This is a genomic window from Microcystis aeruginosa LEGE 91341, assembly GCF_015206885.1.
Taxonomy (GTDB): domain Bacteria; phylum Cyanobacteriota; class Cyanobacteriia; order Cyanobacteriales; family Microcystaceae; genus Microcystis; species Microcystis aeruginosa_H.
In genome coordinates this window covers 1-12,469 of sequence record NZ_JADEXY010000124.1, presented here as the reverse complement: position 1 = coordinate 12,469, position 12,469 = coordinate 1, and the positions used below count along the sequence as shown (strand labels likewise).

The 12,469-nt window shown below is 44.5% G+C and carries 13 protein-coding genes and 1 pseudogene; 7 read left to right on the top strand and 7 right to left on the bottom strand.

The features are described 5' to 3' along the window. Positions 1–151 precede the first annotated feature (151 nt). On the top strand, positions 152–781 hold the full coding sequence (gene hisB / locus IQ234_RS16510; RefSeq protein ID WP_002756684.1) for an imidazoleglycerol-phosphate dehydratase HisB: 630 nt from the start codon (positions 152–154) through the stop codon (positions 779–781). A gap of 30 nt (positions 782–811) precedes the next feature. On the opposite strand, the gene thrC is transcribed toward hisB, so the two are convergent. Continuing rightward, positions 812–1,921: a threonine synthase gene (gene thrC, locus IQ234_RS16505; protein ID WP_193957878.1), complete on the bottom strand. Its 1,110-nt coding sequence runs from the start codon at positions 1,919–1,921 to the stop codon at positions 812–814. Between the two features lie 666 nt (positions 1,922–2,587). Here thrC and IQ234_RS16500 point away from each other — a divergent pair. Further along, a complete protein-coding gene (locus IQ234_RS16500) occupies positions 2,588–3,358 on the top strand; it encodes a class II glutamine amidotransferase (protein WP_193957879.1) in 771 nt (256 codons plus the stop codon). 2 nt (positions 3,359–3,360) lie between these two features. Here IQ234_RS16500 and IQ234_RS16495 read toward each other — a convergent pair whose 3' ends face one another. Further along, complete coding sequence (locus tag IQ234_RS16495) at positions 3,361–4,089, bottom strand: ABC transporter ATP-binding protein (protein ID WP_193957877.1); 729 nt, start codon at positions 4,087–4,089, stop codon at positions 3,361–3,363. A 75-nt stretch (positions 4,090–4,164) separates the two neighbouring features. Between IQ234_RS16495 and IQ234_RS16490 the strand changes: the two genes are divergently transcribed. Next, positions 4,165–4,875: a Uma2 family endonuclease gene (locus IQ234_RS16490; protein ID WP_193957876.1), complete on the top strand. Its 711-nt coding sequence runs from the start codon at positions 4,165–4,167 to the stop codon at positions 4,873–4,875. A gap of 307 nt (positions 4,876–5,182) precedes the next feature. Here the strand turns inward: IQ234_RS16490 and psaC are convergent, their stop codons facing one another. After that, positions 5,183–5,428 carry a photosystem I iron-sulfur center protein PsaC gene (gene psaC / locus IQ234_RS16485; RefSeq protein WP_002764973.1) on the bottom strand — a complete coding sequence of 82 codons (246 nt, stop codon included), beginning with the start codon at positions 5,426–5,428 and terminating at the stop codon, positions 5,183–5,185. 251 nt (positions 5,429–5,679) lie between these two features. On the opposite strand from psaC, the gene acs reads away from it, so the two are divergent. The 4 genes and pseudogenes from acs to IQ234_RS16470 all read left to right on the top strand — a co-directional run bounded on the left by acs (position 5,680) and on the right by IQ234_RS16470 (position 9,166). Then, positions 5,680–7,650, top strand: a complete 1,971-nt coding sequence (acs, locus tag IQ234_RS16480; RefSeq protein ID WP_193957875.1) for an acetate--CoA ligase — start codon at positions 5,680–5,682, stop codon at positions 7,648–7,650. A 139-nt stretch (positions 7,651–7,789) separates the two neighbouring features. Next, a pseudogene (locus IQ234_RS22015) lies at positions 7,790–7,986 on the top strand (hypothetical protein). A 19-nt stretch (positions 7,987–8,005) separates the two neighbouring features. Next, positions 8,006–8,602, top strand: coding sequence for a hypothetical protein (locus tag IQ234_RS16475; RefSeq protein WP_193957874.1), 597 nt, complete (start codon positions 8,006–8,008; stop codon positions 8,600–8,602). A 39-nt stretch (positions 8,603–8,641) separates the two neighbouring features. Then, on the top strand, positions 8,642–9,166 hold the full coding sequence (locus IQ234_RS16470) for a GNAT family N-acetyltransferase (protein ID WP_193957873.1): 525 nt from the start codon (positions 8,642–8,644) through the stop codon (positions 9,164–9,166). A gap of 127 nt (positions 9,167–9,293) precedes the next feature. On the opposite strand, the gene IQ234_RS16465 is transcribed toward IQ234_RS16470, so the two are convergent. The 4 genes from IQ234_RS16465 to rimI form a co-directional block, all read right to left on the bottom strand. Then, positions 9,294–9,800 carry a DUF1269 domain-containing protein gene (locus IQ234_RS16465; protein ID WP_002731545.1) on the bottom strand — a complete coding sequence of 169 codons (507 nt, stop codon included), beginning with the start codon at positions 9,798–9,800 and terminating at the stop codon, positions 9,294–9,296. A 97-nt stretch (positions 9,801–9,897) separates the two neighbouring features. Further along, positions 9,898–10,515, bottom strand: a complete 618-nt coding sequence (locus IQ234_RS16460; RefSeq protein WP_036388153.1) for a CP12 domain-containing protein — start codon at positions 10,513–10,515, stop codon at positions 9,898–9,900. Between the two features lie 90 nt (positions 10,516–10,605). After that, positions 10,606–11,796, bottom strand: coding sequence for a glycosyltransferase family 4 protein (locus tag IQ234_RS16455; RefSeq protein ID WP_193957872.1), 1,191 nt, complete (start codon positions 11,794–11,796; stop codon positions 10,606–10,608). Between the two features lie 38 nt (positions 11,797–11,834). Next, positions 11,835–12,413: a ribosomal protein S18-alanine N-acetyltransferase gene (gene rimI, locus IQ234_RS16450; protein ID WP_193957871.1), complete on the bottom strand. Its 579-nt coding sequence runs from the start codon at positions 12,411–12,413 to the stop codon at positions 11,835–11,837. Positions 12,414–12,469 lie beyond the last annotated feature (56 nt).

Here is a 12,469-nt window from a genome sequence, read left to right as displayed (position 1 = left end):
GGGGTGCCGATAGGCGGGGGGATCCCCCTTGATAAGGGGGGTGCCGATAGGCGGGGGGATCCCCCTTGATAAGGGGGATCCCCCCTCAGTCCCCCCTTGATAAGGGGGGCATCTGATAATTTTTAACGGCTACCTACTTATTTTTACTTAAATGATTTCCACTTCCCAGATACCCGATTCTTTTGTCTCACCTTGCCGTCGCGCCTCGGTTAGTCGTACTACCAAAGAAACCGATGTAGAGGTGACGATCGATCTTGATGGTAGCGGCAACTGTCGCGCCCAGACAGGAATTCCCTTTCTTGATCATATGTTGCAGCAAATCGCCTCCCACGCTGCGATCGATCTCGATGTGCGTGCCACTGGAGATCTAGAAATTGATGACCATCACACCAATGAAGACGTGGGAATCACCCTTGGACAAGCTTTACTGCAAGCTTTGGGGGACAAAAAAGGCATCGTCCGTTTCGGGCATTTTGTCGCCCCTCTCGATGAAGCTTTAGTGCAGGTTGCCCTCGATTTTTCCGGTCGTCCCCACCTCAGTTATGGTCTAGAAATTCCCACCCAAAGAGTGGGAACCTACGATACTCAGCTAGTGCGGGAATTTTTTGTTGCTTTGGTCAATCACAGTCAAATGACCCTACATATTCGCCAATTAGACGGGATTAATTCCCATCATATTATTGAGGCTACTTTTAAGGCTTTTGCCCGGGCGATGAGTATGGCCATAGCGATCGATCCCCGTCGCGCCGGTATAATTCCTAGTTCTAAGGGAGTTTTATAGAAGCACTGCTTAACCCGAATTAACGTTAGCTTAGAAGCCCATAATTTGAGCCACTTGGGTTAATTCGGGCGCAATCCCAGATTTTAGTTGATTATTACTGTGTTTTACCGCCGAATCTGGGTCTTTTAGGCCATTTCCCGTTAAAACACACACTACGGTGGCCCCATCGGGAACCTGTTGATGCACTTTTAATAATCCTGCCACGGAAGCGGCGCTGGCTGGTTCACAGAAAACCCCCTCTTGGCCCCCTAAAATCCGATAGGCTGCCAATATTTCCTCGTCGCTGACCGCGTGAAATTGCCCTTGACTAGCGTGACTAGCGGCCCAAGCTTTTTCCCAGTTAGCGGGGTTGCCGATACGGATAGCCGTGGCTAGGGTTTCGGGATGGTCAACCGGTTGTTTGGAGATAAAAGGGGCAGCCCCGGCGGCCTGAAAACCCATCATTTTCGGCAGCTGGTCACATTTACCTATCTGGTGATACTGACAGAATCCCATCCAATAGGCGCTAATATTGCCCGCGTTACCCACGGGAATACATAACCAGTCGGGGGCATTACCCAAGACATCAACAATCTCGAAAGCGGCGGTTTTTTGACCCTCTAAACGGTAGGGATTGACGGAATTGACTAAAGTTACGGGATAATTTTCTGATAGTTGGCGGACAATCTTGAGGGCATCATCGAAGTTGCCATTAATAGCGATGACTTCGGCTCCGTACAATAAAGCCTGGGCTAATTTTCCTAGGGCCACATAACCGTCGGGGATAATCACAAAGGCCCGCATCCCCGCACGTCTTGCATAGGCTGCCGCCGCCGCCGAGGTGTTGCCGGTACTGGCACAAATCACCGCTTTTGCCCCTTCTTCTTTAGCTTTCGAGATGGCCATGGTCATGCCCCGGTCTTTAAAGCTGCCGGTGGGATTTAAACCATCATATTTGACAAAAACCTTGACATCGCGCCCGATTTGTGCTGAGAGATAGGGGGCGGGGATCAGGGGTGTATTGCCTTCTAGGAGGGTAATTACAGGAGTTTTACTGCTTACGGGCAGAAATTGGCGATATTCTTCGATCAAACCGCGCCAGCCGCCGATAGACGAGGATTTAGTGGGTGATTGGGGGTTCGATCGAGAAATAATTGTCATAGCCTTAAGGATACAGATTTGATTAGATGGCCTAACTTCCTATTCTATCCAATAAGCAGGCCAAAAAATTAATCTCGATCGCCCGATTGGGATTCATGGGGTTTAAAACAGGGATATGGAAAGATAAAAGGCAATAACGGCCAATAAATGACTTTTTTGGTCAAGAAATAGTTATTTTATCGCTATAACTCTGATTTTTTGCCCTTTTTGTCTTTCAGAGGTTGATTTAATTAGGATTGGCTGAATAAATCTAAAAACCTTGTTAGATAAGGTTTTTAGACTTTTTTTCCCTTAAAAAGTGCTGACCATTGGAGTGATCGGGGGTAAAATTCAGGTACTTTTTCCCTGAAAATTAGGTAACTGACCGTCTAAAAATGGGTAAAACCCTACACCCCACACCCCACACCCCACACCCTGTCCCCACGAAAAACTTTTTCAGCATACCCTAATTAGGATTTGCCGGATAAATCTAAAAACCTTCTGAAAATCGGTAAAACCCCACACCCACCAAGAAACTTTTTCAGTAAACCCTAATTAGCAGTAGTGCCAGATTAATTTCTTAGCTAGGATAGGCAAGAGGCAGCTGGAAAAAATTCTCCTGTCTTCTGTCACGGCTGCTGGCAGTAAGTAATTTTGCCGGCATCTGATATTCAAACTCAAGCAACTATGTGTCAACTTTTAGGCATGAATTGTAATGTCCCCACGGATATCTGTTTTTCCTTCGAGGGATTTTGTGCGCGGGGAGGAAAAACCGACGAACATCGAGACGGTTGGGGAATTGCTTTTTTTGAGGGTTTAGGTTGTCGAACTTTTATTGATGTTAAACCCTCGATCGCTTCTCCGATTGCGGAATTAATTAAAAACTATCCCATCCATTCTACCAATGTTATCGCCCATATTCGTAAAGCTACCCAAGGAGAAATTAAACTAGAAAACTGTCATCCTTTTCGGCGGGAATTGTGGGGAAAATATTGGGTTTTTGCCCATAATGGTAATTTAGAAAATTTCTCACCTGCTGCGGGAGATTTTTATCAACCAGTTGGGGACACGGATTCGGAAAGAGCTTTCTGTTTAATTCTTAATACCCTGCGAGAGACTTTTCCCCAGGGCAAACCTTCCCTAGAACAACTCTATCAAGTCCTAAAAACTATCACAAACTCTATCACTTGTCAAGGAATTTTTAATTATCTTTTATCCGATGGTGAACATTTTTTTGCCCATTGTTCGACAAAATTAAGCTATATAATCCGGCAGTATCCTTTTGCCGCTGCTCATTTAATTGATGAAGATGTGAGCGTTGACTTTCAAGCTTTAGCTCGTCCAGGCGATCAAGTGGCAATTATTGCCACTACTCCCTTAACTGATAATGAAGTTTGGACAACGATTAATTCAGGCGAATTATTAGTTTTTCAGGAGGGCGCAGCAATTTTAAGTTAATCTTACCAGTTGTCAATTTGTCGAGATTTTTCTAAGTCAATTAAATGAGTTTTTAACCCTAACCAATCTAATTGATTGGCGAGGCAATCTGAACCAATTTTTCCTGCTTCTAGATAAATGACTCGCTCGGCAAATTCCTCTAAAAAATCTAGTTGATGATTGACCATAATTATCGTCATTGAACTTTGATTATTTAATACTTCTAATAACCTGCTGGCCGTGCCTGTATCTAGAGCAGAGGTGGGTTCATCTAATAACAGTATGCTCGGTTCTAACAGCAAAGCTCTGGTAATTGCCACTAATTGTCTTTGTCCTAAAGATAATTCTAACTCCCCGCGTTCAAACCACTGTTCGGGAATTTTTAATAGGGATGTCCAATGGTCAATTCTCTGATTAATTTCCGCAGGAGTAAATTTTTTCAATTGCAAAGGATAAGCGAGAGCATCTCGAACAGTCATCCCTAATAACTTCGACTCTTGTAGCAATAAAACTATCTGTTGTCGCAGGGAAATAACTGGTATTTCTTTAATCGATTTACCCTGAAAATAAATACTTCCTGTGCTTGGTTCTTGCAAACGATTTAACAATCGTAAAAGAGTCGTTTTTCCTGCCCCAGATGCTCCGACAATAGCTAACTTTTCTCCTTGCTTGATGCTAAAAGTAATATCTTCTAACAGATAAGCACTACCCCGTCGAATAGCTAAATTTATTTGCTGTAGTTCTAAAATCAAGATTGGTATTTTCCTTACTTAGTTCAAGTTTATTATATAATGAAAATAGCCCAATGAGTTCGGCAGGTATTCCCCATGGTTAGTCAAGTTAACAAAAACGAGATTATCTATCCTGAGAGCGACGGTAAACCGATGGCAGATAATACTAAACAATTTTACTGGATAGTAACGATTAAGCAGAATCTCGACTGGTTATATATCGATGATCCCCAGGTATTTGTAGCGGGGGATTTGTTGTGGTATCCCGTGCAAGGCCAGCCGAAAATTGCCGCCGCTCCTGATACGATGGTAGTATTTGGCAGACCGAAAAGCGATCGAGGTTCCTACAAACAATGGCAAGAGGATAATCTTGCTCCTCAAGTCGTCTTTGAGATTCTTTCTCCCAGTAACACCTCCATCGAAATGGCCAAAAAATTGCTATTTTATGATCGCTATGGAGTCCAAGAATACTACGTCTATGATCCCGATGATAATAGTCTAGAAGCTTGGCAGCGAATTGGTGACAGTTTAGACAGTGTTAGTGAGGTTAATAATTGGGTGAGTCCCCGTTTAGGCATTCGTTTCGACTTAACCGACGAGTTAAAAATTTATCGTCCTGATGGTACTCAATTCTTGTCCTACAGCGAAATTAATCAACTACTGGAGCAGGAAAAGCAACGGGCTGAAAATGAACGCCAACGGGCTGAAAATGAACGCCAACGGGCAGAACAGGCTAATCAGCAGTTAGTAGAAATGGAGGCAAAACTGCAAAAATATCGTCAACTTTTTGGAGAATTACCTAACTAGAGTCTGCTGAAAAAGTTTGTTGGTGGGGGCAGGGTGTGGGGTGTGGGGTTTTACCGATTTTGAGGTAGTCAGTTACCTAATTTTCAGGGAAAAAGACCTGAATTTTACCCCCGATCACTCCAATAGTCAGCACTTTTTGAGGGGAAAAAAGTCTAAAAGCCCTTTCCTGTAAGGTTTTTACCATTATTCAGCAAACCCTAACTAAAATTTGAACTAGCGACGGGAGTATAACAAAAAAAGAGGACTGGTTAGTCCTCTTAACAAGATTAGTTTTCGCTAAATGTTAAACACAGAATGATTGCCAGGCCTAGTAGGCTAGACCCATGCTGCGGGTGGTTTCTGCTCCGAGATAAACCCGAATGCTTAAGAAATCCGTCGGACAAGCGGTTTCGCAACGCTTACAACCAACACAGTCTTCCGTGCGGGGGGAAGAGGCAATCTGGGCAGCTTTACAGCCATCCCAGGGAACCATTTCCAGCACGTCGAGGGGACAAGCCCGAACGCATTGGGTGCAACCGATACAGGTATCGTAAATTTTAACGCTATGAGACATTGAATTATGACTCCTTACCGAGTGTTCTCCATGTTAAATTTCGGGTTTATCGGTTAGTTTACCTTACAGCGATCTGTTCATCGCTCGATCGGTGACATAACTTTAAACTCTGTAACACTTGGGCAAAATTGCGATCGCTGGTCGCATCTCGGCTAATCCTAGAAATAGCCTTAAAGAATTGCTTGCCGGGGTTACGGGGGGAACCGAAAAAGGTAATCTGGATCGCAAGATAATTTATTTCGTTTGCCAGTATGACAGAAATAGCGATCGAATCGATCCTACAGGAAAATCGGCTGTTTCCCCCCAGTGCCGAATTTGCTCAGAATGCCACCATTAAAAGCCTTGAAGAATACCAGCAACTCTACGCCAAAGCCAAGGCCGATCCCCAGGCTTTTTGGGCCCAATTAGCCGAAAAAGAACTACATTGGTTTGAAAAATGGTCAGAGGTTCTTGACTGGCAGCCCCCCTTTGCTAAATGGTTCGTCAACGGCAAGATTAATATTTGTTACAACTGTATTGACAGACATCTCACCACCTGGAGACGTAATAAAGCCGCCATCATCTGGGAAGGTGAACCGGGAGACAGCCGCACCATTACCTACGAACAGTTACACCGAGAAGTGTGTCAATTTGCCAACGCTTTAAAGGAATTAGGCGTTAAAAAAGGCGATGTGGTCGGAATTTATATGCCGATGATTCCCGAAGCAGCCATCGCCATGTTAGCCTGTGCCAGAATTGGTGCGCCCCACAGTGTCGTTTTTGGGGGATTTAGTGCCGATGCTTTGCGTGATCGTCTTAATGATGCGGCCGCTAAGGTGGTAATCACTGCCGATGGTGGTTTCCGCAAGGATAAAGTCGTTGCTCTCAAGGAACAGGTGGATCTGGCTCTAGCCGATAATAACGCCCCCAGTGTGGAAAAAGTTCTCGTTGTCCAGCGCAGCAAGGAACCCATCAATATGGTTGCCGATCGCGATTACTGGTGGCATGATCTACAAAAACAGGTATCTGCTAACTGTCCGGCCGAACCGATGGATAGCGAAGATATGTTATTTATCCTCTATACCAGTGGTTCCACCGGCAAACCGAAAGGAGTCGTCCACACCACCGCCGGTTATAATCTCTACACCCATGTCACCAGCAAATGGATTTTTGACCTAAAAGACACCGATGTTTACTGGTGTACTGCCGATGTGGGTTGGATTACCGGCCATAGTTATATCGTTTACGGACCGCTTTCTAATGGTGCAACGACGGTAATGTATGAAGGGGTTCCCCGTCCCTCTAATTTAGGCTGTTTTTGGGATGTAATCGAGAAATATCGCGTTAATATCTTTTATACTGCTCCCACTGCTATCCGCGCTTTTATCAAAATGGGTGAAGACATCCCCAATAGCCGGGATTTATCCTCTTTGCGCTTACTGGGAACCGTGGGAGAACCGATTAACCCGGAAGCGTGGATGTGGTATCACCGGGTTATCGGTAAGGAAAAATGTCCGATTGTCGATACTTGGTGGCAAACGGAAACCGGGGGAATTATGATTACTCCCTTACCCGGGGCAATTGCCACCAAACCGGGGTCAGCAACCCTACCTTTTCCCGGTATTATCGCCGCAGTGGTGGACCTAGAGGGCAATCCCACCCAAGCGAATGAGGGGGGTTATCTGGTGGTCAAACATCCCTGGCCCGGTATGATGCGAACAGTTTATAAAAATCCCGATCGCTTCCGCAATACCTACTGGGAACAGATCGCCCCCAAAGATGGCCAATATCTCTATTTTGCTGGGGATGGTAGTCGTCAGGACGAGGACGGTTATTTCTGGGTAATGGGGCGCGTTGATGACGTAATTAGCGTTTCTGGCCACCGTTTAGGGACAATGGAGATCGAATCAGCTTTAGTATCTCATCCTGCGGTAGCAGAGGCGGCTGTGGTGGGACGACCGGATGAAATTAAAGGGGAAGAAGTCTATGCTTTTGTGACTCTCGAGGGGCATTATGAAGCGAGTCAGGAGTTAGCGCAAGCATTAAAGGATCACGTTGTCAAGGAAATTGGCATTATTGCTCGACCGGGAGAAATCCGTTTTACCGATGTGCTGCCAAAAACGCGATCGGGTAAAATTATGCGTCGTCTCTTGCGAACTTTAGCATCAGGTCAAGAGATTTCCGGTGATACTTCTACTCTAGAAGATCGATCGGTTTTGGACAAATTACGCCAAGGTGCCTAATTTAATTGCTGGTTTTTCCTAGTAGTTAGGGTGAGGAATAAGAGCTAATCTTATCTCACTCTAACGGGAGTGATTCTCGCTGAACATATTTGCTCAAGCAGCAAATCTATAGCTAATAATAATCCTGTTTGAAAGGTATGTGATAAGTTTAGATTATCTAGAAGCGATCAATCTTTGTGTCCTTTGTGTCTTTGTGGTTCGTTCCAGTTGGTCTCGCGTTGCGACCGCTAGCGGGAATGTATCCTAATAATATATTTTACCCACCGAACCCAAGAGAGCCGATCATACTTCATGTTTATAAGAAAGGCTATAATAATAAAAATAAGAGCAAATTGAAATTATAGGAGTTTAATCAATGACTACCACCACTGTTACCGATAATGATTTAAAAAGACTAGAAGATTTAATCCTCAATGGACAGAAGATAATCGAACATCGATTCAACGAGATCGACAATCGACTGACTACCATGGACAATCGACTGACTACCATGGACAATCGACTGACTACCATGGACAATCGACTGACTACCATGGAAACTCGACTCATTGAGATGGACAATCGACTCACTACCGTGGACAATCGACTGATTGAGGTGGACAATCGACTGACTACCGTGGACAATCGACTCACTACCGTGGAAACTCGACTCACTACCACGGAAACTCGACTGATTGAGGTGGACAATCGATTGAAGGTGATTGAGAATGGACAAGCGGAAATGAAAGCTGATGTCAAAAATCTTCAAAAAGATACTACCGATTTAAAGATTGAACTGACGGAAGTTAAAGGTGATATTAAAACTCTTGATAGTAAATTTGATGACATGAATAAACGCTTAGAGAAAGTCGAAGGAACCCAAAAGAATCAAATTTGGACATTGATAACTGTCTTAAGTGGTTCCCTACTAGCCGTGGGATTTAGAAGTTTTTTTATCAACAATAATCCCTAATCTCAGCAAGAGAATTGCTATAATTTGCTCAATAAAACGATGAAAAGCGATCGCCTAATTCTTCGTCCTTGGCAACTACCCGCAGACAAAGAGTCTTTTTTTCGGATCTATCAAAATTCCGAAGTCACTTATTTTTTACCGAGAATTCGTCAGTTAGCCACGGATATTGAGAGTTTAAATGCCCATTTTTCCGAAAGATTAGCAACTATTCGTAATCAGGGTAATGGCAGCGATTGGTGGGCAATGATCGATCGAAAAAATAATCAGATTATCGGTTCGATAATTTTCCAGAATTTACCCGATAACTACGGTTATCCTACCCCAGATAGCGAAATTGGTTGGCATTTACGACGCGATTATTGGGGACAAGGATATATAACTGAAGCGGCTAAAGTTATTCTAGAATACGGCTTAATCACCTTACAATTGCCGATTATCTACGCAGTGGTTAATCCCGATAATTATCGCTCAATTCGTGTCACCGAAAGACTAGGAATGCAATCAATGGGATTAACGAATAAATACTACGACACTGAAGCACTTTTATTCTCGATCGAAGCTTAAAGTTCATTAATCATTATTGATTGTTTCTTATTTTATAGCTGCTGTGGTTGTGAGACTAAACCCATTCTTGATCAAAAAGCAAAAAGGGAAATATATTCCCTTTTTCTAGCTTTTATTGACCCAGATCCTAAACCGTTTCGGGTTTAACACCTCTTTGGTCGAGAACTTTCTGTAATTCAGCTTCGTCAGTTTTGGTCAAAGAAGTGCGTAACACTTTACCTCCGTAGGGAGCCACTTCATCGAGGACCTTATCGGGGGTAACTTTTTGGACGAGAACAAAGAGAGCAGAGGTACTGGGCTGCAGGGTTTCTCCCAATTCGCGCATAAAATTGTCATCCACACCGATATCACTTAAAGCACCTCCCAAAGCGCCACCAGCAGCACCGAGGACTGCCCCTAATAAAGGGGATAAAAAGAGCATTCCGATTAATAATCCCCAAAAACTGCCACTAGCGGCTCCTGCTGCCGTTAAATTGACCGCTTGCTTGAGTTTAATCTGGCCATCTTTGTTTTTAACCACTACGGCAGCATCTTCTAACTCGATGAGATGTTCCTGTTGCAGTTTAGCCAAAGTTAAACGAACTTCTTCCGCTTTAAATTCGTCCTCATAGGCGATGACAAATAGATCAGCCATAGTTTTTCCTCGATTATTAGCAAATAAAACCTTTATACACTACTTTTGCCGGATTAAAAAGTTTGAGGTATCGGAGAATACCGAAAACCCATGGCGATTAGGTGTCATAGATACGCGCTTCAAAAGCATCGGGATTTTCTTGACAGTATTCCTCAAAATAGGTTTTTTCTGGTTTTTTAGCGCGTTGGTGTGCCAATTCTGCCTGTAATTCCTCAACAACATCCCAAGCTGCGGCACAATCGGGAGAATTTCCGCCTTTTTCCGCACAGACTGCCCGGGCAATATCTCTAGCTTTGATAATCTCCGCTTCTAAATCAAGACTGCGGGGCTTTTCGACAGCGTTACCTTTATGGAGGATGTCACTAACAGAGATAACACCGAGCAAACCGCCTTTAATTACTGGTGCAAAACGAATACCAGTATTAGCAAATAAGCGGGCCACATATTCAACCCCGAGGTCGGGATTAATCACGATGCAGGGTTTGCTCATCACTTCATAGACGCGCACTTTTTGCGGATCTTGACCAAAAGCGACGACTTTATAGACAATATCGGTTTCGGTGATAATTCCGTAAGCATCTTCATCGTGACGGCGATCAACAATGAGAGTTCTAATGTTCTTTTCTCTCATCAATTGTACCGCTTTGGCAACGGTTTCAGAACCTTTAATCTTGGCCACCTCCGTGGTCATAATTTCAGCTGCTTTCATAGTCATATTTGGAGAAGTTAAGTTGTGCCTTTGTTATTTTAAGACATAAACTGACCCCTAATACTGATGGCTGACGGCTAAAAAACCGCTCCCTGATTAACGCCATTCCACCAATTGTCGTTCTTGGACAACCAAACCATATACTGTCTCGGTTTGACGAGCTAAATTCGCCCAATGAAAGCGTTTTTCTAGGTCTTCGTAGGCGTTATTAGCTAATTCGTGGGCGTATTCGGGATGATTTAAAACCTCCAAAATGCCCCAAGCGAGGGAATCGGGATTATTAACCCGGGTGACAATTCCCGTTTGACCATGACGGACAACTTCCGGAAAACCGCAGGTATCGGAAACTACCACGGGAACCCTAGCGGCGAAACTTTCCAGGGCAACAATGCCAAAAGGTTCGTAAAGACTGGGAAAAACGGCACAATCGGCCACGGTTTGGAAGCGATCGAGGTTTTCATCGGACATAAAGCCCGTAAAATAACAATGATGCCAGATACCGAGATGCCAGGCCTGTTGTTTGAGTTTGTCGGTATTGCCGCCACCGATAATAACAAATTTAGTTTTAGCCCCAGTCTGAGCGAGGACTTTTGGGGCAGCGTTGAGTAACACCGAAACCCCCTTTTCAAAGGTCATGCGCCCGACGTAATAGACGATTTTTTCGTGATCTTCGGCATATTGACGACGAAAAGCTCGGTAATCAAAGTTAGGGTCTCTTTGCTTTTTCTCGGCCCGAATACCGTTATAAACCACATCGATCTTATCCCAGGGGGCGCCCAAAGCTCGATGGACTTCATGACGCATATAGCCGGTACAGACGATAACGCGCCAAGCATTATAGACGAGGGTTCCCTCTTTGCCGGCGATATAGCGTTGGGTGTCGGTGTGCAGTCCGTTATAACGTCCGTATTCCGTGGCGTGAATCGTGGCAATCAGGGGTATTTTAAAGAGATGTTTCAGGGCGATGGCTGCATCCCCTACTAACCAATCGTGGGCGTGAACAAGGTCAAATTTTCCGTATTCGGCGATTATTTTGCCGCCTTGTTGTCCCATGCTGTTATTCATGTTGACCACCCAATGGAAAAAGTCATTGCCGGGGGGTACGGGGACGCGGTGGATGTGAATACCTTCCACCAGTTCATAACTGGGGGCCTGACCAAATTCGATCGTGATTAAATGGACTTCATGACCGAGTTTGACGATTTCGGGATAGAGTTCGGCGACATGACGGGCAATACCGCCCACTAATCGCGGTGGAAATTCCCACGCCAAGACTAAAATCCTCATTTTTCCCTAACCTCGACCTGATTTAAGCTGGTAAGTAATCATTGCATCCCCATGATATCTATTTTGGCTCTGGTTTCTTCCTCTAATTGCCACTCTCCCTGCGCCAGTCTGGAGAGGATTTCTTGTCGCCACTTGTTCAATTGTTCCCGAAAAGCGGCCGTTTGTAGATCGTTGCGCCAGAAAATTAGGGCTGATTCGCCAGTTTGCGAATAATAATTTTTACGCTCTCCAGCGACGCGGAAGCCAAAATGCTCGTAGAGTGCGATTGCTGACTGGTTCGAGACCCTTACCTCTAGCGTAGCCCTTTCCAGTTGTCTTTGTACAGCCTTCTCAAGTAGTTTGTAGAGAAGCAGTTTTCCTAATCCTTGTCTTTGATAGTCGGGATAAATTGCCAGGAGGGTAATATGTGCTTCTTCGAGAATTGCCCAAGAACAAGCTAATCCGATTAGGGTTTCCTCCTCCTGGTCCAGGGTAAGAATTAATAATTCACTGTTGGGGCTGTTTAATTCCCGTTCATAACCGGATAGGGTCCAAATACCGCCGAGACTGCTACGATCAAGGGCTACCATGGCGGCAAGATGCTCTGATTTTGGGGTTTTAAGCTGGATTTTTGGCATTTATCGGGGAACGGGGGAATTATGAATTATAAATTATGAATTATGAAGTGGGGAGG